The sequence below is a fragment of the Pseudomonas sp. AC193 genome, from assembly GCF_979258075.1.
Genome location: NZ_OZ409832.1, coordinates 1311492 through 1331784 on the forward strand (window position 1 = coordinate 1311492; position 20293 = coordinate 1331784).

The following is a 20293-nucleotide window of genomic DNA, read 5'->3' on the forward strand; positions in this document are numbered from 1 at the left end:
GGTCAAGCCAGGCGGATCAAACCGCCTGGTTGAAACTGGGGGAGGGCATCAACGCCCTTCAAGCAACTCGGCGGCTTGATCCAGCAACGCCAGCGGATCCTTGGCCTTGTGAATATCCACCGACAACAACTGACGGAATTTACGCGCCCCCGGGAACCCCGTGCCCAGGCCCAGCACATGCCGCGTGATGTGATGCATCGCGCCGCCGGCCGCCAAATGCTCGGCTATATAAGGACGCAATTGCGCCAACGCCTCAGCCCGACTGATCACCGGCGCCGAACTGCCGAACAACTGCTGATCCACCTCCGCCAGCACATACGGATTGTGATAAGCCTCACGCCCCAACATCACGCCGTCGAACGTCTGCAAATGCTCATGGCAAGCCTCCATCGTCTTGATCCCGCCGTTCAGCACAATCTCCAACTCCGGAAAATCCGCCTTCAACTGCGCCGCCACGTCATAACGCAACGGCGGAATGTCGCGATTCTCCTTCGGCGACAACCCCTCCAGAATCGCAATCCGCGCATGCACGGTAAAACTCGTGCACCCGGCATCGCGGACGGTGCCGACGAAATCGCACAGCTCTGCGTAACTGTCGCGACCATTGATGCCGATGCGGTGCTTGACCGTTACTGGAATTGACACCGCGTCGCGCATGGCTTTGACGCAGTCCGCCACCAACTGTGGGTGACCCATCAGGCAGGCGCCGATCATGTTGTTCTGTACGCGATCGCTTGGGCAGCCGACGTTGAGGTTTACTTCGTCGTAACCGTGCTCTTGCGCCATGCGTGCGCAGGCGGCCAGGTCGAGGGGAACACTACCGCCGAGTTGCAACGCCAATGGATGCTCGGCTTCGTTGTGACGGAGGAAGCGTTCGTGATCGCCGTTGAGCAGAGCGCCGGTGGTAACCATTTCTGTGTAGAGCAGGGCGTTCTTCGACAGGAGTCGTAGGAAGTATCTGCAATGCCTATCGGTCCAATCCATCATCGGGGCGACGGAGAAGCGGCGGGAGAGTGGGGCGTGTTCTAGAGACATGGGAAATCTGAATCAGAGGGGCGAAGGTGTTTGAGTTTATCAGGTATGGGATGGGGCAGAGGCTTACGTATCGTCACATGGTCATCCTCACTGATGACGTGGACACGGATCGGCTGAGTATTGGGGTTTGCACCCGATATGTTGGTACTGATTTTTCATGATTTACCAATATGTTGGTACTGCTTTTCAATTTCTTGCCAAATGTATTTGTATTTGTATTTCAACCACTTGACTAATATGTCATTTGTTTTTCTTTGTACCCAGTTTTCGCTCTTTGTGGACAGCATTTTTTCAATGTCACTTTCTAGCTCTTCTCTATTGAAGCAAATCCATAAAGTAGGGAGTGTGCTTTCAAGGTTGGAGTGGCAAACTGGTGCCACTTCTTCAAATAAGATGCGTTTTATTTCATTCTTGTCAAAATCTTCCGTCTGTCGTGCGATCGCAGCATAGTCGACTTCGTTATCTACGAAAGCGTCTGACAACGCCCAGCGAATATCCGCTCTTTGTTGCTTCGTCATAGAGTGTCCCATTTGGAAATTAAAGTTGCCTTGGAAGGATTCATTCCGATTGTTTAAGGTGCGCTGAAAGCTCTTTCCAAGCCTCCTTATAGGTAAACCGCAACCAGGCTACGTGTAGGCGATAGCGCTTTTTACGAATCCAGCTTGTGTTCTTCGCCAGCAACATTTCCTCGATATCCCGATTCAACTCATCGCTTTGAAACCCCGTCCAGATCGGAGGCAATGGCCCTGCAAGATTCCCGGCGCAGACGACGGCAACTTCCGAATACAAAATCTCTCTGATCTGTTCCGGATCGTAGCCTTCGACTTGTCTGGCGATGTAGGCAAATTCAACTGCGGTGTCGACAAAGATCCACGACAACGCCTCTCTGATTTTGTATAGATCGTCCGGGCTCAGTTCACGTTTCAAAATCCGGCTCCCGGCGTTAAACGGCGCTGATTCGGTCGATCACCGGCGCCAGCGCTGGACGCTTGTTTTGCCATTCCTCTTTGGTGATTCCCAGCAGGACAACGTCGATCCGAGCGCCATCGCGCAGGATGTTCTGTCGCCGAACACCTTCCACCTCAAAGCCAAACTTCTGATGCATCTTCACCACCGCCGAGTTCATCGCCAGCACTTCGCAATTCAGCTTCTCCAGACCTGCGACACCAAATGCGTAATCGAGCATCCAGAATTCGACCACACTGCCCAGCCCCTTACCCTGCAAACCAACATCCAGATAAAACGCCCAGTCCGCCGTTTTCTGCAGATCATTGATCGCGTTCAACGAAACAACCCCAACCGCTTGCTCATCCTTGATCACCACAAACACTTGCTGGCGTGGGTTGCCCTGCAATGAGGCCAACCAATTGGCATGTTCCTGTTCGCTGATTTCGTGCGAGGTGTACATGTATTTGCGCACGTCCGGCTGGTTGCGCAGGGTGCGGACGTGGGCCTGAATGGCGGGGCTGGCGTCCGTGAGGGGGAGGAATTGCATGGGGATGTCCTTGTCGGGCGGAGGGTCGATTCTGAACCGCTGCTGTCGATCGGCAAAGTTTCATGTAAGCGCGTGCGGGGCGGGCCTAGGATGTTGGCACAAGATCGTCGTTTTTCATCCCGAGGGGAATCGTGCCATGCGCCTGAATGTTGCCAAAGTGCTGTTGGTTGCCGCTGTTGTGTCGGTTCTGAGTGCTTGTTCGGGGGCGGGAGGGTTGACCACGACCAGTTGTTTTTCTACTGATTGTCAGTCGCCGAATGGACGTAATAATGCGACGACGTTGAAGTTTGGCGGGAACAGTATTGGCAATAGTTTGAATCAGTACAGTTCCGGGATGTTGCATGAGGATTGATGGGGGAACACATAACTTGTGGTGAGGGGAATCGTCCCCGAAGGGTCGCGTAGCGGCCCCCTGCTTCTAATGACATAAGAAGCCGGGACTGCTGCGCAGTCCAACGGGGATAAATCCCCTCGCCACAGGGTTTTGAGTGAAGCCGCAGGGTTATTGGACGGCAGGTACGGCAATCCATTCGCTCAGGGTTTGCTGGTATTTGCCGGTGGCTTTGCTCAGGTGCAGCCATTGATCGACATACTGTTTCCAGCTGATGTCATCGCGCGGCAGTAAATAAGCCTTCTCGCCGTACTGCATATATTGATGCGGGTTCACCGCGCACAATCCCGGTTTGAGTTTCTGCTGATACAGCGCTTCCGAGGCGTCGGTGATCATCACGTCGGCCTTGTTGTCGAGCAGTTGCTGGAAGATCGTCACGTTGTCGTGCAACGCCAGTTGCGCCTTGGGCAGGAAGGCGTGGACGAAAGCTTCGTTGGTGCCGCCGGCGGGTTCGACGAGGCGCACGTTGGGCTGGTTGATCTGTTCGACCGTTTGGTACTTGCTCACCTCCGCGCAGCGCACCAACGGGATCTTGCCGTCGGTGTCGAGGGTGTTGCTGAAGTAGGCTTTTTTCTGCCGCTCGAGCGTTACCGAAATGCCGCCCATGCCGATGTCGCATTTGCCGGCCTGCATGTCGGGCATCAGGGTTTTCCAGGTGGTCTGCACCCATTCGACTTTGACGCCGAGGCTGTCGGCCAGCGAGCGGGCCATGGCGATGTCGATGCCTTCGAATTCGCCGTCAGGGCGTTTGAAGGTGTAGGGCTTGTAGTCGCCGGTGGTGCAGACGCGCAACTGGCCTTGTTGCTGGATGCTGTCGAGGTGCGAAGGGGATTGCTCGGCTTGTGCGCCGGCGGCCAGGCTCAGCAGGCTGCAGAAGATCATCGTGCTTTTTAGTGTTGTCATTGAGATCGGGCTTCTGAGAGGGACGGTGGCCCAGTGTAGTGAAAGGCTTTCGCGGGTGTCATCCCGCGTCCGGACTCAGCGTGCCCAGCCACGCCACCAATGCCACGATCAGCAGCGCGATCGCCAGTTCCAGCAGAACACTGTGTCTGAGTGCGTTCGCGGCGATGACAGGCTGGCCGTCGCGCAACGATTGCTCCAGCGAAGGCCCTAAATGGAAGCGGTTTAGCGCCGCCAAAACCAGCATCCCGGCGAACAGTAAAATCTTCAGCGTGAGCAATATCCCATACGTGCTGAGCAGGATCTCATTAAGCTTGGGGCCAACGATAAACAGGTAATTCACCACGCCAGTCACCGACAGCGTCAGCACAATCACCGCACCCACCCATTCAAAGCGCTTCACTGAAAACATCAGCAGCCGAATACGCGTTTCATCGACAAGCCCCCGCGCCAGCAACACCAGCGCCAGCATCGACTTCACGCCAACGCAGCAACGGGCCGGGCAGGCTGCCGTTGATGGTCATCGCGGTGCGTGGACTGCCAGTGAAGTTGACCGGGGTTTCGCCGATGAACAGCTCGAACTCGCTGCCGTTCAGCTCATTGATCTGCCCGGGGCCATTCAGCGCCCAGACCGGCGCGCGCCACGGGCTGAGGCCGCCGAGCAAACCGCCGGCTGCGAGGCCTTTGACGAAGGTGCGTCTTGAAGTGTTGGAAGGCATGCGCTGGAAGTCCCCGTTTGACACATGACGGGGAGGCTAACCAGCGCTGGCTTTCAGTTGTATGAGGGCGGGATTACAGTTTTGACAGGTTGGGCGTTCGCTTCAAAGCCCCAGACCTTCCTGCACCACCAACAACAAATTGTTCTCGGTCAACGCAATCGCATCCAGCTGTTGCCCGGTTTCGATCGACTGCATCCACCAATGGCTTTCGCCATGTTCGTCAACAGTGCGCAGCAGAAAAGTGTCTCTGCCCGGCACGAGGATCTGAACCCGACCCGCACCGTCCTCAGTAAACCGCGCAATCGGATCAAACGTAAGGCTGTGCTCATTGCCTTCGATCACCAATTGATCCACCGCGTAGTCATGACTCTCGCCATCCGGGGAGGTTTCACACACGTGGGTCGGGTTGCGCCGGATCTTCAGGCCGACTTCCGCCACGGGTTGCAACCACGCCTCGATGCGGTGGTACAGGCTGTCCACTTGTTTGGCCCAGCAATCGATCTCCAGCGTCGCGTCCGCTTGGGTGTGCCGGGTTTGCTTGAGCTTCGCGGCGAGTTCGTCTGCTTTACTCATTTCGGTTCCCTTGGTTTGATGTCTGCCTGTTAATCGTAGACCTTGCAGCGGCGTACGGCCTTGCCTTGCGTCATGCGCCGGCGCTGTCAGCGTGCCTCATTCATTACAAATCACGTCAGGTCAGCATCGAAAACCACGGGCGCAGGCGTCTCAGGGAGCGGGTACATGAAAAAGCTGTTTACAATTTTCGCGCTGATCGTGCTGACGGCCGGTAGCATCGGGCTGATGTCGTCACGTCAGTCGCCGAGCCACAAGGAGCGGCCGGAAGCAGCGGCGGGGGCGTTCGATTATTACTTGCTGACGCTGTCCTGGTCGCCGACGTTTTGCCTGACGCACAAGGATGACGCGCAGTGCTCCGGTAAGGGTTATGGCTTTGTTTTGCATGGATTGTGGCCACAGTATGCGCAAGGCGGCTGGCCGCAGTCGTGTCCGCCGCTGAGCAAGCTTTCGGCTGAACAACGTAGCAAAGGCCTGACGTTGTTCCCGACGCAGAAGTTGCTTTATCACGAATGGCGCAAGCACGGCACGTGCAGCGGGCTCGGTGCGACGGGCTACTTAGATGCGGCGGACAAAGCGCTGGCGGCGGTGAACATCCCTGAGCAGTTGCAGCCGTTTGGCGATTCTTATTACCTCAAGGCACAGGAAATTGCTGATCTGTTCCGTAAAAGTAATCCGAAGATTCCGGCGGATGGCATTGCGGTGATTTGCAGCGGGCCGGAGTTGTCGGAGGTGCGTGTTTGTCTGGACAAGGATTTGCGCTTTGCAGCGTGTGGCAAAGGGGTGAGGACGCAGTGTCGGAAGGGGGATATTCGGGTGCCGCCGAAGCGTTGAGGCCATCTGTGGTGAGGGCGCTTGCTCCTGCTTGAGTGCTCAGCGCTCATGAGATTTTTTGGGGCCGCTTCGCAGCCCAGCGGGGATGAATCCCCTCGCCACAGGGGGTTGTGTGATGTCTGGCGCTTCAGAATGGATTAACCGTAAAGAAGCAATCGAAAATAAATCTGCCAACAGCGATCATCCTAATTCGCGGCGCGCCGATACAACGGGGCGGGATCGTGGCGTTTGCCCCGAGCACCCCGGTGGACTACGCTCAGACCGTAAGGGTTTCGGGCCTACGCCCTTGTCGTACCTGCCCAGGACACGCTTTTGCCTATTCCCATTCACGATCCGCAACAGGCTCCCGGCGCGCTGAAGCGCTTGCCACTGCGTAAAGCGGCTGTGCTGTTTATCGTTGCGGTGTGCCTGTGTCTGTTCGGCTTGCTCTACCTGCAACTGGAGCAGTCGCGGCGTCAGGATCTGGCCGTGGCGAAAGTGGCATCGAGCAACCTGACCCGGGCGATGGCGCAACAGGCCGAGGACACGTTTCACTCCGCCGATCTGGTGATGACCAGTCTGGTCGACTGGATTGAGGACGACGGTTACGGCGCGACGCAGAAGCCGCGTTTGCAGAAAACCTTCGCCCGGCGCGTGCAGCAGATGGAGCAGTTGCACGGCATCTTTTTCTTCGACAAACAGGGCCAGTGGATCATCACTTCGTTCGCCGATTTGCCCCGTGGCAACGGCGTGGCCGATCGCGATTACTTCAAGTTTCATCAGCAGAATGAATCGACGCTGGCGCACATCGGCCCGGCAATTCGCAGCCGTGAGAACGGCGAATGGATCATCCCGATCTCGAAACGCGTCAATGACCACGCCGGCAATTTTCAGGGTGTGCTGATGGCCGGGATCAAGATGGCGTACTTCGATCAGTTCTTCAAAAGCTTCAGCCTCGACGACAACGGCATCATGTTCCTCGGCCTGACGGACGGCACGCTGTTGGCGCGCCGACCGTTTGAAGAAAATCTCATTGGTACGTCGCTGGCGCAGGGGCGGATTTATCAGAAGTTGCTGCCGGAAGCCCAGTCCGGCACGGCGATGATCAGGTCGGTGGTCGATGACGTCGTGCGTTTGTATGGCTATCGGCAACTGGGGTCGTATCCATTGGTGGTCGCGGCGGCGTCGTCGCGCGACACGATTCTCAAGGGTTGGTACGAGCGCGCGTTTCAGTCCAGCGTGATCATTGCGCTGGTGATTCTGGGCGTCGGGCTGTTCGGCTGGGTGTTCATCCATCAGGTGCGCAACGGCGAGCGCATCGAGAAAAATCTGCGCCGGGCACAACTCGCGCTGGAGCAGATCGCGACCCACGACAGCCTGACCGGACTGGCCAATCGGCGCTTGTTCGAACGTTCGCTGGAGATTGAGTTTGCCCGTGGCGCACGGCAGGTGAGTCCGGTGAGCCTGATCATGCTCGATATCGATTTCTTCAAGCGCTACAACGATGCCTACGGCCATGTCGCCGGTGATCATTGCCTGATGCAGGTGGCGCAAGTGGTCAAGACTTGCTGCCAGCGCAAGGCCGATCTGGCGGTGCGTTATGGCGGGGAAGAGTTTGCGGTGTTGCTGCCGGACACCGACATCAATGGCGCATTGGCGATTGCCGGGCAGATTCGCCGCAGCGTGATCGATAAACACATCATCCACAGCGGCTCGCCCACCGGGTATCTGACGGTGAGCCTGGGTTGCTATGCGTTTATTCCTAGCGGCAATGACAGTCTGGAAACGTTCATCCACCGCGCTGATGCGGCGTTGTATCAAGCGAAAAATGCCGGGCGCAATCGCGCGGCGGTGTTATCGCTGGACGGCGGAATCGCCGAACTGATGCGCTCCGATCGCTAACTCCCAAATCAATGCAAAACCCCCTGTGGGAGCGGGCTTGCTCGCGAAGGCGGTGTGTCAGATAAACAATTTCTACCTGACACACCGCCTTCGCGAGCAAGCCCGCTCCCACATGGAATCGGCGTCAATGGCTCACCACGGATGGCTCTTGTTCGTTCAGCCGCCCGTGCCACCGCCCGCACCGCCAGTCCCGCCGCCGGCCGAACCGGTGCCGCCGCCCGCGCCTGAGCCCGAACCGCTGGAACCGCCATTGGTGCCGGTGCCCGAACCTGCGCCGTCGGAACCGTTGCCGCCAGAAGGCGCGCCCGGTGTGTTGTCCGGTGGCATGGTCGAGCCGCTGGTGGCGCCGGATTTGGTGCCAGTGGCGTCAGCGCCATCGTTGGCCGCGAAGCTGGCGGCCGAAGCCGTGGCGAGCAGGCCGGCGAGCATTAACGAAGTGAAAGTGCGCGTCTTCATGGTACGTCTCCAAAAAGGGGATTTACCTGATATTGGTCTGACGCGTTTGAGCGTTGGTGCCGGTCGGCTGACCAGCGGTCGACGGCGTGGCCAAGTGGCCTACTGTTCTTCTGGAATATTGGCTATTTGCCGAACCCCGCGCCGGGACTACCGTAGTCACACATTCACTCGCCCCCGGATACTCACCATGAAAGCTCGTACCGATTTCTACACCGCTTCCCCAGACGCCCTGAAAGCGATGATCGCCCTCGAAACCGCCGTTTCCAAACTGCCACTGGAAAAGACCCTGGTTGAACTGGTCAAGCTGCGCGCTTCGCAAATCAATGGCTGCGCCTTCTGCATCGACATGCACACCGCCGATGCCATCAAGGGCGGCGAAACCCCGCGTCGTCTGTTCGCCGTGACCGCATGGCGTGAAGCACCGTTCTTCAGCGACCGCGAACGCGCCGCGCTGCTGTGGACTGAATCGCTGACCCAACTGAGCCTGACCCACGCGCCGGATGAAGATTACGAAGTCGTCGCGGCGCAGTTCAGCCCGAAAGAAATGGTCGACCTGACCGTGGCAATCAGCACCATCAACAGCTGGAATCGCCTGGCCGTCGGCTTCCGCAAAACCCCGCAAGCCTAACTATCAACACATAAGCCCCCAACACATAACCCCTGTGGGAGCGGGCTTGCTCGCGAAGGCGGTGTATCAGGTACAACAATGCTGACTGACACACCGCCTTCGCGAGCAAGCCCGCTCCCACAGGGGACAGTGCAGGCGCCCCGAATTCTGATCAATGCCCATCCGCACTCGGCGCGGCCGGTGGTTGCACCTTGCGCATCAAGGGCACCATCGCCGTGGCGATGACGAAGCAGACCATGATCATCAGGAAGGTGTCGCCGTAGGTTTGCGTTTGCGCCTCGCGGTACGTCAGCAACCACAATTGGCGCAGGCTGGCGGTGACGCCGACGTCACCGCTCTGGCCCAGCGTGGCGAAGTTGCCGCCGACCTGCGCCAGCCACTGATTCATCGCCTCATTGCTGCTGTTCAGATGCTCGGCCAACCGCGTGAAATGCAGGTTGGTACGGTCATTGAGGATGGTCGCGCACGCCGCAATCCCAATCGCCCCACCGAGATTGCGCATCAGGTTGAACAGGCCCGAGGCATGCTTCAAGCGTGCTGGCGCCAACCCTCCCAAGGTCAATGTCACCGCCGGCGGCACCGCCAGTTGCTGAGCAATTCCGCGCAGTGCTTGCGGCAGCATCAATTGCCCCGCGCCCCAGTCGTGGGTGATCGGGCTGAATTCCCACATCGACACCGCGAACAACCCCAACCCGACCATCATGATCCAGCGCAGATCGACGCGATTGGCGAGAAAGGCGTACAGCGGAATCGCCATGATCTGGAACACGCCGGTGGAGAAAACCGCCAGACCAATGTCCAGCGCGCTGTAGCCGCGCACCCGGCCGAGAAACAACGGCGTCAGGTAAATCGTCGCAAACAGGCCGATGCCGGTGACAAAGGAAAAGAAGCAGCCGAGGGCGAAATTGCGATCCTTCAAGGCGCGCAGATCAACGATCGGATTGGCCACGTGCAAGGTTCGGCCAATGAAGGCCAATCCGGCGAGCCCGCTGATCCACGCCGTGGTCAAAATCGTCTGGTCGCTGAACCAGTTCCAGCGCGGGCCTTCTTCGAGGGTGTATTCGAGGCAGCCGAGAAACAGCGCGAGAAAGACCATGCTCAGATAGTCCGCGCCCTTGAGCAGCGACAATTCCGGCTGATCGATTTTCACCAGCATCGGCACCGCCACGGCGACGAAAATCCCTGGCACCAGATTGATGTAGAACAGCCAGTGCCACGACGAAATATCGGTGATCCAGCCGCCGATCACCGGGCCCATGGTTGGCGCCAATGAGGCGACCGCGCCAATAGTTGCCGCTGCGATTACTCGCTGTTTGCCGGTGAAGAAAAAGAACGCGGTGGTGAACACCAGCGGAATCATCGAGCCGCCGAGAAAACCTTGCAGGGCGCGAAAAGCGATCATGCTCTGGATGTTCCAGGCGATGCCGCAGAGCAGACTGGCGAGGGTGAAACCGACTGCCGACGCGCAGAACAACCACCGCGTCGAGAACACGCGCGACAGCCAGCCCGACAAGGGAATCACGATGATTTCGGCGATCAAATAACTGGTCTGCACCCACGCGGTTTCATCGGTGCCGGCGGACAATCCACCGCCAATATCGCGCAACGACGCGGAGACGATTTGGATGTCGAGCAACGCGATAAACATGCCGATGCACATCGTCGCGAAGGCGAATACCTTGGTCGCGGTGGCCATGTCCGCCGCGTTGAACGGTTGCGCAGGGGCGGCGAGGGCGGCGGCGCTCATGGCGCGACGGCCACCGCGCTGGTTTCAGGCTGGGCGCGGGTGTCGACTTCTGCTGTCACTGACAGCCCCGGGCGCAGGTGGCCGAGCACGCCGTCCGCCGGGTCGAGGAGGATGCGCACCGGCACCCGCTGAACGATTTTGGTGAAGTTGCCGGTGGCGTTTTCCGGCGGCAACACGCTGAACTGCGAGCCGGTGGCGGGAGCGAGGCTGTCGAGACGACCGTGGAATTCCTGTCCGGACAGCACATCGGCGCGGATGCTTACGCGTTGGCCGGGTTTCATCCGCGCCAATTGGTCTTCCTTGAAATTGGCATCGACCCACAAGCCGCTGGCCGGCACCACCGACAGTTGTTGCGAACCGGCCTGCGCATAGGCGCCAACCCGTGCGCGGCGGTTGCCGATCACGCCATCCACCGGCGCACGCAATTCGGTGTAGCCGAGATTCAACTGCGCCAGATCACGTTCGGCGCGAGCCTGCTGAAGGGCGGCGCGGGCCTGTTGTTTTTGCGTATCGATCACCGCGAGTTGGCGTTGTGCGGCGAGCAGCTCGGCTTGGGCGCGGGCGCTCAAGGCTTGCGCGGTTTTGAAGGTGGCGTCGGCGCGTTGCGCACTTTCGACCGACACGGCATTGGTCGTCACCAGGCGTTTGTAGCGGGCGTTGTCATCCCGCGAACGCGCGGTTTCGGCGCCCGCCGCATCGATGCCGGCGCGGGCCTGGCCGATCACCGCTTGTTGCAGTTGTTCAGTGGCGTCGAGGTTGGCCAGCAGCGCTTCTTCAGCGGCGACCGCGCCTTCGCTTTTCGCCAGATTGGCGCGGTAGTCGCGCGCGTCGAGACGGATCAGCACATCGCCGGCCTTGACGTGCTGGTTGTCGCTGACCAGCACTTCGTCGATGTAACCGGCGACTTTCGGCCCGATCACCGTGACGTCGCCTCCGATGTAGGCATCGTCGGTCTCTTCGAGAAAACGTCCAGCGCCCCACCAATGCACGGCGTACACGCCGGCGAAAATCAGCGCGAGTAAACCGACGCCCGCAAGCAGCACGCGTTTAAGCAGGGGAGGCTTGGCCTTCATCGCAACAGGTTCGAGGGTGGGCATGCTGGTCATGGCGGAATACCTGCGCAAATGGTTCGTTATTACGGCCGTAATATGACGCAGGTAATATTTGCTGGCAATTTATTTCGGATGCCGATCGTCAGTTGTTTATTTGAGCCAGTGTCCGGGCGTGCTGCCGGTCATTGATTTGAAGAAAGCGATAAATGCGCTGTCGCTGGCGAAACCCAGTTCGAACCCGCAATAGCTGAGGCTGCGCCCGGTGGCGAGCAATTCCATGGCGCGCATCAATCGCCATTGCTGACGCCATTGTTGATAGCTCATGCCGGTTTCGCGCTGGAAGATCCGCCCGATCGTGCGGCTGCTGGCGCCGATCTGTTGTTCCAGCGTTTGCATCTCCGGGGGCAATCGTTCCGGCGTGGTCAGCAACGGCGCCAGACGCTTGTCCCGAGGCAGCGGCAATAGCATCGGTTGCTGCGCCGCTTCGGCGATTTCGCTCAGGCACAGACCGAGTAAATGGGCGAATTTGCCCTGTTGCCAATCGGTGTCGAAATCCGCTGTTGCGATCGGCTCCAGCACGGCGCGCAGCAGTGGGCTGACTTCGATCACGCAGACTTGCTGCGGCAGCTCGACGCACAGTTCGGCAGTCAGGTAGATCGAACGGTAATCGACGCTGTGCTGCATCACCGCGCGATGACTCACGCCCGGCGGAATCCACGCCGCCCGCGACGGTGGCAGCAGGCACAATTGCTGGGCGAGGGTGATGCGCGTGCAACCCTGACGGGTGAATAGCAGTTGCCCGCGTTGATGTTGATGCAGGCCGGAATCGTGATCACCCAGGGTCGCGGCGATGCCGATCACCGGCGCGCGGTAACTGTCAGCGTCAAACGTTGCGTCGGCATCGAGCCAGGCCATGGGTTGTCCGATTTCAGCGATAAGTTGGCAGGATTCGGATAATACGCCAGTCGCCGCTTCTTAAACTCCTCTGCGGTTTACTTGAGGAGTTACGAAGGATGAACAACAGAAATCTGTTGCTGCTGGCGATCGCGCTGCTGATGTTTCCGCAGATTGCGCAAACCCTGTACAGCCCGGCGCTGGGCGATATCGGACGGGTGTTTGACGTCGGCCCCGAAGCGGCGGCGCAAACTTTATCGGTGTATTTCCTCGCGTTTGCCGTAGGCGTGGTGGTGTGGGGGCGGTTGTGCGATCGCATCGGCCGGCGTCCAACGATGCTTGCAGGGCTGGCGATCTATGCATCGGCGACGGTGATCGGCTTGCGGGTTGGCAGTTTTACCGGGTTGTTAGCGGTTCAAGCGGTGGCGGCGTTTGGTGCGGCGGTCGGCTCGGTGGTGACGCAAACCGTATTGCGCGACCGCTTCAAGGGCGCAGAACTCGCGCAGGTTTTTTCAATAATGGGCATCGCGTTGGCCGCCAGTCCGGCGATCGGTTTGTTCAGCGGTGCCAGTCTGGTGCAGGCCTTTGGTTATCGCGGTGTGCTCGGCGCTTTGCTAGTGCTTGCCGTGCTGCTCTTGCTTTGGAGTATGTACACCCTGCCGGAAACCCGGCCGGAGCAACTGCCGCCGGTGAGTCTGTTTGAAACCCTTGGGCGCATGTTGCGTGACCTGGGTATCTGGCGTTCGGCGTTGTGGATTGCCTCGTTCAATGTGGCGCTGTTCAGTTATTACAGCCTCGCGCCGTTCCAGTTTCAGCGGCTGGGCTTGAGTGACACGTTGTTCGGCTACAGCGGCGTGATCCTCGCGCTGGGCTCGGGGTTAGGCGCGTGGTTCAACAAGCGTTTGTTGAAGGCCGGGGTCGCGGCGATGCAGTTGATTCGCCTCGCGGCTGTCAGCGGTTTGCTCGGTGGACTCGGTGTCTGGTGGCTGCAGGACAGTGCGGCGTTTGTGCTGCCGATGTTGCTGATCGTGCTGGCGTTCGGTATGGCGATCCCGAATATTCTGGGGATGGCGCTGGTTGATTATTCGGATCGATTGGGTACCGCCGGGGCGTTGTTGGGGCTGTTCTATTACCTGTTGATTGGCGCGGGGTTGATGCTTGCCGGTTGGTCGCAGGCGCTTGGCGAAACCTTGATCGTGTGCAGCGCCCTGGCGTTGCTGCTGACCGCAGGAAACAGCCGGAGCAATCGAACTTCTACGGCGGGTGAAACGTCACGTTAACTCAAGTTATGACAGTAGTTTTTTTAATAGCAAATTGATCTCGGTTGCCTGTTACTTCTGACAGTAGTTAGTTGTTCGGTATTTGCCTCTAATGGAGCAGTGGGGAATGGCCAAATTCTGTTTCTCAATATCGACCGTACCGCCACGTTAACGCCAATTCAAGGAGATGAGAAAATGAGCGAGATCACTTTTCTGCGGACTTATGAAAATCCGAGCGGCACAAAGTTTATCAATTGTAGCTCCGACACGCCGACGAGAGGCGTTACCTTTGAAATCCGGCCAGCTCGAGGTTTAAAGCTTGGAGATGCAATCCAGACTACATGGATCGGTTCAACCCATTCTGAAGAGTTGCCAGGTACGGAAAAAATTATCGGTCGATTTGTTAACGAAGAAGATATGAACAAAGGCTACTTGGAGGAAACGGTGGGTGATTACCCAACCTGCATTAAACCTATCATGGACGGTGTTGCTAACGTGCGCGTTGTGATTAATCGTGACGAAGGTAATCCTGTGCTAGGGAGTATTCGAGTCGTTCTGATCAATAGTGACGGTGCCTATTGCCCTGGGCACTAATATTCACCGTTAGTTTGCGCAGCGTCACTTTGACAAGTACATCTCCTGTGGGAGCGGGCTTGCTCGCGAAAGCGGAGTGTCAGGCACATCGATGCAATGTGTGCCGACGCCTTCGCGAGCAAGCCCGCTCCCACATTTGTTGTGTGTTCACAGCACAACAGTCCATCGTCGGCACGCAGAGGAATGAATTGCCGAGGTTAATAGGAAGCATTACTATTCACGCTCCTTTCCTCAGCACGCCGCCCATACCCCCATGCGTCCCCGCAGACCCGGCTTTTTCGAGCATTACGAAGAGTTGATCGGCACCTGGACTCGTCGCCTGCGTAACCGCGCGCAGGCCGAGGATCTGGCGCACGACACCTTTGTGCGGGTGCTCGAATCGGATTCGGCGACGGTGCAGCAGCCTCGGGCGTATTTGCATCAGACCGCACGCAATATCGCGGTCGACGGTTATCGGCGTGAGGATCGGCGGGGTGCCATGGAGTCGGAGGCGATCGATCACAGTGCGTCGTCGTCCGGCGACCCGGAGCATTACATGCATGCGATCCAGCTGGCCGACTCCATCGAGCGGGCGCTCAGTGAGCTGCCGGTCAATTGCCGGAAAATTTTCGTCTGGCAGAAGATCGAAGGCCTGACCCAGGCGGAAATCGCCGAACGCCTGGGCCTGTCCAAGAACATGGTCGAAAAGTATATGATCCGCACCCTGCGGCATTTGCGTGATCGCCTGGACGGGTTGCAGTCGTGATGGTGTGTGTCGTTGAAAAGATCGCAGCCTTCGGCAGCTCCTACAGGGGGCTGTGTGTCTTTATATTCCCGGCCGGACAGGACATTCCATGATGGATACTCGTGATTGCGCGTGCGGGCAAACAACGGTGCGCGATGATGCAGCTCGCTGGTTTGTGCGTTTGCAGGAGCCAGTGGTCAGTGCCGACGAGCAGCAGCGCTTTGACGACTGGCTGAATGAGCATCCGCAGCACCGTGACGAATTCCAGTTGCTTCAAGGCCTGTGGACGGCCGCTGATTTACTGCCGGCGCCACGCCTCAAAGCCTTGGTTGAAACTCCACCGGCGCGCCGCGAACGACGTCCGTTGTTACGTTATGCCGTGGCCGCGAGTGTGGTGGCAGTGGCGCTCGGCCTCGGTCTGTTCAGCGGTTTGAATCATTCGGGCGGTTACCGCGCCGAATTCAGCACCGCGTTGGGCGAGCGCAAACACGTAGCGCTGCCGGACGGTTCGGTGATCGATCTGAACAGCCGTAGCCGCTTGCAGGTGCGCTTCGAAAAAGATCGCCGATTGATCGAATTGAGCGAAGGCGAGGCGATGTTCAGCGTTGAGCACGACACCTCGCGACCGTTCGTGGTCGAGGCCGGCAGCGGCAAGGTCACGGTCACCGGCACCCGTTTCGATGTGCGCCGCGACGTCACGCAAACCCGCGTTGCGGTGGAGCAGGGCACGGTGAAAGTGCAGGGCCACAATGCGCCGGACAACGACTTCATCAGCCTGACCGCAGGCCTCGGTACCTACGTCGATGCCCAAGGCAAAGTCGCTGTCGCCTACGCGGTCAACCCCGCAGAACTCACAGCGTGGCGCAGCGGCAAACTGGTGTTCAACAACGCCAGCCTCAGCGAAGTGGCCGCGGAAGTATCGCGTTATCGCGAGAAGCCGCTGACCGTCAGCAACCCTGCGGTGGCCAGTCTGCGCCTGACCAGCGTGTTCAAATCCGACAACACCGAAGCCTTGCTCAAAGCCTTGCCGAGCATCCTGCCAGTGGCCGTTCGCACCCATGCGGATGGCAGTCAGGAAATAATTTCAAAATAAAATTCAGGTTTTTTTCGAGTTCATCGTCTTCCTGTTCAACTGCAACTGGTTTGCATTAACAGCCGCACACTCTTGCGATCCACAGGACTACGTTCGACGTGAAGACCACCACTGCCCACAATAAAAAATCCCCTTGGTTGCCGCTGGCCCTCGCGCTCGCGGTCAACGCTGCGATGCCGCTGGCTTTTGCTGGCGAAGCGATTCATATCCGCGCCCAGCCATTGGGTCAGGCGCTGAGCGAACTGGGCCAGCAAACCTCGCTGCAGGTGTTTTTCAGCCCTGATCTGGTCGCCGGCAAACAAGCCCCGGCCGTCGATGGCGACATCTCCCCGGAGCAGGCGCTGCGTCAGTTGCTGCAAGGCAGCGGTCTGGATTATCAGATCAACGAAGGCTCGGTAACGCTGTCGCCCGCTGCGACTTCCGCTGCGACCAACGGCCCGCTGGAACTGGGCGTGACCGACATCAAAGTAGTCGGCGACTGGCTCGGTGATGCCGACGCCGCCGTGGTGCAAAACCACCCCGGCGCACGCACGGTGATTCGCCGCGAAGCCATGGTCGAGCAAGGTGCGATGAACGTCAGCGACGTGCTCAAGCGTGTGCCGGGCGTGCAGGTGCAGGATTCCAACGGCACCGGCGGCAGCGATATTTCGTTGAACGTTGGCGTGCGTGGTCTGACGTCGCGCCTGTCGCCGCGCTCCACGGTGTTGATCGACGGCGTGCCGGCAGCGTTCGCGCCGTACGGTCAACCACAACTGTCGATGGCACCGATTTCATCCGGTAACCTCGACAGCATCGACGTGGTTCGTGGTGCCGGTTCCGTGCGTTATGGGCCGCAAAACGTCGGCGGCGTGATCAACTTCGTTACCCGCGCGATCCCGGAAAAAGCCACCGGTGAAATCGGCACCACCCTGGAAACCACCCAGTACGGCGGCTGGAAACACATCGACACCGCGTTCCTTGGCGGCACGGCCGACAACGGCATGGGCGTGGCGTTGTTGTATTCCGGCGTCAATGGCAATGGTTACCGCGAGCGCAACAACGGCAACGACATCGACGACGTGCTGCTCAAGACTCACTGGGCGCCGACCGATCAGGACGACTTCAGCCTCAACTTTCACTACTACGACGCCAGCGCCGACATGCCCGGCGGCCTGACGCAGAAACAATACGACGACAAGCCGTACGACTCGGTACGCGACTACGACCAATTCAGCGGCCGTCGCAAAGACATGTCGTTCAAGTGGATTCGCCAGATCGACGAGCGCACCCAGGCCGAAGTGCTGACCTATTACACCGACAGTTTTCGCGGCAGCACCATCGCCGCCCGCGACCAGAAAACCCTCAGCTCGTACCCGCGTTCCTACTACACGCTGGGCATCGAACCACGGGTATCGCGGGTCTTCGATGTCGGCCCGACCAGCCAGGAAGTCAGCGTCGGTTATCGCTATTTGAAAGAGGCGATGCACGAGCAATCGAGTCGTCTGGCGCTGGTCAACAATCAGCCTGTCGTAACGCCGACGTCTGATGGCCACGTCTTCCAGGATCGCACCGGCGGCACCGAGGCCAACTCGGTCTACGTCGATAACAAAATCGACGTCGGCAACTGGACGATCACGCCGGGTATTCGCTTCGAACACATCAGCACTGACTGGCATGATCGCGCCGTGCTCGACACCGCTGGCAAACGCGTACCGGAGAAAAACCGCAGCATCGAAAGCAACGAACCGCTGCCGGCGCTGAGCGTGATGTATCACCTGTCGGACGCGTGGAAACTGTTCGCCAACTACGAAACGTCGTTTGGCAGCCTGCAGTATTTTCAGCTGGGGCAGGGCGGTTCGGGTGATCAGACCGCCAACGGTCTGGAGCCGGAAAAGGCCAAGACCTACGAAATCGGCACACGCTACAACGATGACGTGTGGGGCGGTGAAGTGACGCTGTTCTACATCGACTTCGATGACGAACTGCAATACATCAGCAACGATGTCGGCTGGACGAATCTCGGTGCGACAAAACACCAGGGCCTTGAAGCGTCGGTGCATTACGACATGGCGGCGCTGGATCCGCGCCTTGATGGCCTGACCGCCAACGCCGGTTTCACCTACACCCGCGCTACGTATGAAGGCGAGATTCCGGGCTTCAAGGGCCGTGATCTGCCGTTCTATTCGCGTCAGGTGGCGACCGTCGGTTTGCGTTACGACATCAACCGCTGGACGTACAACATCGACGGCTTTGCCCAGTCGAAACAGCGTTCGCCGGGTACCGGTGTCAACGCCGATGGCAGCTTCAACGGCAACTACATCACCGAAGGCACGGCGGACGGGCAGTACGGCGACATTCCGGGTTACGTGACCTGGAACGTGCGTGGCGGCTATGACTTCGGGCCGCAGGTGTCGAATTTGAAGTTGGGCGCGGGGGTGAAGAATATCTTCGACAAGCAGTATTTCACCCGCTCCAGCGATAACAATTCGGGGATGTATGTGGGCGCGCCAAGGACGTTCTTTGTGCAGGCCAGCGTTGGGTTTTAAAGCATAAGATAACTGATCGTTCCCACGCTCCGCGTGGGAATGCAGCCCGGGACGCTCTGCGTCCAAAAGCGGACGCGGAGCGTCCATTGAGGCATTCCCACGCAGAGCGTGGGAACGATCTCATGTAGGAGCTGCCACAGGCTGCGATCTTTTGCTTCAGACTTTCAAGACTTTCCCACCAATGGCCACAGCCACCAACAGCACCGCCATCAGCCCAAAGGCGAAGCTCAAACTGCTGGCGTGCGCGACAAAGCCAATCACCGCCGGCCCCGCCAAAATCCCCGCATAGCCCAACGTGGTAATCGCCGGCACCGCGATGCTTTCCGGCATCACCGTCTGTTTGCCCACCGCCGTGTACAGCACCGGCACGATGTTCGAGCAACCGGCGCCGACCAGCGCATACCCGACCAATGCCGCTTCCCAACTCGGCGCGAACGTCGCCAGAAACAAACCGCCCGCCGCCAACAAACCGCCAAATAGAATGATCCGCGTGGCGCCGACAATCCGCACAATCCGGTCACCCATCAAGCGTCCCGCCGTCATGGTCAACGCGAATGCCGCGTAACCCAATCCGGCATAGGCCGTGTCGATCCCGCGTTCCTGCGCCAGGAACACCGCGCTCCAGTCCAGCGCCGCGCCTTCGGTGAGGAAGACGATGAAGCACATCCCGCCGATAAACAGCACGATGCCGTGGGGGATGGCGAATGCCGGGCCCGAGCTTTCACTACCGTAAGGCAACATGTGCGGCACGCATTTGCACAGCGCCGCGATCAGCACCACGACCACCACCAGCATCGCGGCGAGCGGCGTCAGGCCGAGGCCGAGCAGGGCGCTGACGCCCGCCGCACCGACGATCCCGCCGAGGCTGAACAAGCCGTGAAAGCCCGACATCATGTTCTTGCCGCTGGCGCGCTCGACGATCACCGCTTGCAGATTGACCGTCGAATCCACCGTGCCGAGGCCGGCGCCGAACATGAACAACGTGGCGACCAGCGCAGGGATCGACGACACCGTCGCCAGCAACGGCAACGCTGCACAGATCAACAACGTGCCGCCCGTGGCCACGCGCCGACAGCCGAAGCGTGTGGCGAGAATCCCCGCCAGTGGCATTGCCAGAATCGAGCCGACACCTAGGCACAACAGCAGCAAACCCAGCGTACCCTCATCGAGCCCGGCGCGCGCCTTGGCGTACGGCACCAACGGCGCCCACGCCGCGATGCCGAGCCCGGCGATGAAAAAGGCGATGCGCGTGGACATCTGTTGCAGGCGTCCGGGGACGAAGGTGGCTTGGGCGTTGAGGCTGGTCATATCGATCCTTGGCAAAAAACTTCGCGTCCCCGAAGGACAGTGATACGGCGTCGAGGTTCGATCGCCAGTGTTCGGGTACATGCAGACGACATCCTACCCTGTGGGAGCGGGCTTGCTCGCGAAGGCGGTCTGTCAGGCAAAAAAAATGTCACCTGACACACCGCCTTCGCGAGCAAGCCCGCTCCCAC

At 59.2% G+C, this 20293-nt stretch carries 20 protein-coding genes and 2 pseudogenes; 9 read left to right on the forward strand and 13 right to left on the reverse strand.

What is annotated here, in order from left to right; genetic code table 11:
- Positions 1-48 precede the first annotated feature (48 nt).
- From dusA to pseH, 4 genes are all read right to left on the reverse strand, one after another.
- On the reverse strand, positions 49-1035 hold the full coding sequence (gene dusA / locus ACZZ0D_RS06155) for a tRNA dihydrouridine(20/20a) synthase DusA (RefSeq protein WP_463552689.1): 987 nt from the start codon (positions 1033-1035) through the stop codon (positions 49-51).
- Between the two features lie 155 nt (positions 1036-1190).
- Positions 1191-1553, reverse strand: coding sequence for a DUF7079 family protein (locus tag ACZZ0D_RS06160; RefSeq protein ID WP_463552690.1), 363 nt, complete (start codon positions 1551-1553; stop codon positions 1191-1193).
- A gap of 40 nt (positions 1554-1593) precedes the next feature.
- Positions 1594-1962 carry a DUF7079 family protein gene (locus ACZZ0D_RS06165; RefSeq protein ID WP_463552691.1) on the reverse strand — a complete coding sequence of 123 codons (369 nt, stop codon included), beginning with the start codon at positions 1960-1962 and terminating at the stop codon, positions 1594-1596.
- Between the two features lie 16 nt (positions 1963-1978).
- Positions 1979-2530, reverse strand: coding sequence for a UDP-4-amino-4,6-dideoxy-N-acetyl-beta-L-altrosamine N-acetyltransferase (gene pseH / locus ACZZ0D_RS06170; RefSeq protein ID WP_463552692.1), 552 nt, complete (start codon positions 2528-2530; stop codon positions 1979-1981).
- A gap of 136 nt (positions 2531-2666) precedes the next feature.
- Between pseH and ACZZ0D_RS06175 the strand changes: the two genes are divergently transcribed.
- Complete coding sequence (locus tag ACZZ0D_RS06175; protein ID WP_463552693.1) at positions 2667-2882, forward strand: hypothetical protein; 216 nt, start codon at positions 2667-2669, stop codon at positions 2880-2882.
- Positions 2883-3032: 150 nt separating this feature from the next.
- Here ACZZ0D_RS06175 and ACZZ0D_RS06180 read toward each other — a convergent pair whose 3' ends face one another.
- The 4 genes and pseudogenes from ACZZ0D_RS06180 to ACZZ0D_RS06195 all read right to left on the reverse strand — a co-directional run bounded on the left by ACZZ0D_RS06180 (position 3033) and on the right by ACZZ0D_RS06195 (position 5113).
- The gene (locus tag ACZZ0D_RS06180) at positions 3033-3824 is read right to left on the reverse strand and encodes a transporter substrate-binding domain-containing protein (protein WP_463552694.1); all 792 of its coding nucleotides are present in this window, start codon (positions 3822-3824) and stop codon (positions 3033-3035) included.
- 58 nt (positions 3825-3882) lie between these two features.
- Positions 3883-4296, reverse strand: a pseudogene (locus ACZZ0D_RS06185) (CopD family protein); the annotation flags it as partial.
- A pseudogene (locus ACZZ0D_RS06190) lies at positions 4292-4540 on the reverse strand (twin-arginine translocation signal domain-containing protein); the annotation flags it as partial. The pseudogenes ACZZ0D_RS06185 and ACZZ0D_RS06190, both read right to left, overlap by 5 nt.
- Positions 4541-4642: 102 nt before the next feature.
- Positions 4643-5113, reverse strand: a complete 471-nt coding sequence (locus ACZZ0D_RS06195; protein WP_159815491.1) for a hypothetical protein — start codon at positions 5111-5113, stop codon at positions 4643-4645.
- A 165-nt stretch (positions 5114-5278) separates the two neighbouring features.
- On the opposite strand from ACZZ0D_RS06195, the gene ACZZ0D_RS06200 reads away from it, so the two are divergent.
- On the forward strand, positions 5279-5944 hold the full coding sequence (locus tag ACZZ0D_RS06200) for a ribonuclease T2 (RefSeq protein ID WP_463552695.1): 666 nt from the start codon (positions 5279-5281) through the stop codon (positions 5942-5944).
- A 312-nt stretch (positions 5945-6256) separates the two neighbouring features.
- Entirely contained in the window at positions 6257-7825 is a 1569-nt protein-coding gene (locus ACZZ0D_RS06205; protein WP_053121966.1) for a sensor domain-containing diguanylate cyclase, read from the forward strand.
- Between the two features lie 156 nt (positions 7826-7981).
- On the opposite strand, the gene ACZZ0D_RS06210 is transcribed toward ACZZ0D_RS06205, so the two are convergent.
- Positions 7982-8281: a hypothetical protein gene (locus tag ACZZ0D_RS06210; protein ID WP_159815834.1), complete on the reverse strand. Its 300-nt coding sequence runs from the start codon at positions 8279-8281 to the stop codon at positions 7982-7984.
- A gap of 187 nt (positions 8282-8468) precedes the next feature.
- On the opposite strand from ACZZ0D_RS06210, the gene ACZZ0D_RS06215 reads away from it, so the two are divergent.
- Positions 8469-8909 (forward strand): carboxymuconolactone decarboxylase family protein, encoded by a 441-nt coding sequence (locus ACZZ0D_RS06215; RefSeq protein ID WP_129391721.1) that lies wholly within the window; start codon positions 8469-8471, stop codon positions 8907-8909.
- A gap of 151 nt (positions 8910-9060) precedes the next feature.
- On the opposite strand, the gene ACZZ0D_RS06220 is transcribed toward ACZZ0D_RS06215, so the two are convergent.
- The 3 genes from ACZZ0D_RS06220 to ACZZ0D_RS06230 all read right to left on the reverse strand — a co-directional run bounded on the left by ACZZ0D_RS06220 (position 9061) and on the right by ACZZ0D_RS06230 (position 12623).
- Positions 9061-10656 (reverse strand): DHA2 family efflux MFS transporter permease subunit, encoded by a 1596-nt coding sequence (locus tag ACZZ0D_RS06220; RefSeq protein ID WP_426619621.1) that lies wholly within the window; start codon positions 10654-10656, stop codon positions 9061-9063.
- Positions 10653-11762, reverse strand: coding sequence for an HlyD family secretion protein (locus tag ACZZ0D_RS06225; protein ID WP_463552696.1), 1110 nt, complete (start codon positions 11760-11762; stop codon positions 10653-10655). Before ACZZ0D_RS06225 ends, ACZZ0D_RS06220 begins: the two co-directional genes overlap by 4 nt.
- 96 nt (positions 11763-11858) lie before the next feature.
- The gene (locus ACZZ0D_RS06230) at positions 11859-12623 is read right to left on the reverse strand and encodes an AraC family transcriptional regulator (RefSeq protein WP_463552697.1); all 765 of its coding nucleotides are present in this window, start codon (positions 12621-12623) and stop codon (positions 11859-11861) included.
- 98 nt (positions 12624-12721) lie between these two features.
- Between ACZZ0D_RS06230 and ACZZ0D_RS06235 the strand changes: the two genes are divergently transcribed.
- From ACZZ0D_RS06235 to ACZZ0D_RS06255, 5 genes are all read left to right on the forward strand, one after another.
- A complete protein-coding gene (locus tag ACZZ0D_RS06235; protein WP_463552698.1) occupies positions 12722-13882 on the forward strand; it encodes an MFS transporter in 1161 nt (386 codons plus the stop codon).
- Between the two features lie 174 nt (positions 13883-14056).
- Positions 14057-14455 carry a hypothetical protein gene (locus ACZZ0D_RS06240; RefSeq protein WP_463552699.1) on the forward strand — a complete coding sequence of 133 codons (399 nt, stop codon included), beginning with the start codon at positions 14057-14059 and terminating at the stop codon, positions 14453-14455.
- A gap of 253 nt (positions 14456-14708) precedes the next feature.
- Positions 14709-15200: a sigma-70 family RNA polymerase sigma factor gene (locus ACZZ0D_RS06245; protein WP_053121954.1), complete on the forward strand. Its 492-nt coding sequence runs from the start codon at positions 14709-14711 to the stop codon at positions 15198-15200.
- 88 nt (positions 15201-15288) lie between these two features.
- Positions 15289-16272, forward strand: coding sequence for a FecR family protein (locus ACZZ0D_RS06250; RefSeq protein ID WP_463552700.1), 984 nt, complete (start codon positions 15289-15291; stop codon positions 16270-16272).
- Between the two features lie 98 nt (positions 16273-16370).
- Entirely contained in the window at positions 16371-18797 is a 2427-nt protein-coding gene (locus ACZZ0D_RS06255; RefSeq protein ID WP_463552701.1) for a TonB-dependent siderophore receptor, read from the forward strand.
- 156 nt (positions 18798-18953) lie between these two features.
- Here ACZZ0D_RS06255 and ACZZ0D_RS06260 read toward each other — a convergent pair whose 3' ends face one another.
- Positions 18954-20105, reverse strand: coding sequence for an MFS transporter (locus ACZZ0D_RS06260; protein WP_053121948.1), 1152 nt, complete (start codon positions 20103-20105; stop codon positions 18954-18956).
- Positions 20106-20293: the final 188 nt, after the last annotated feature.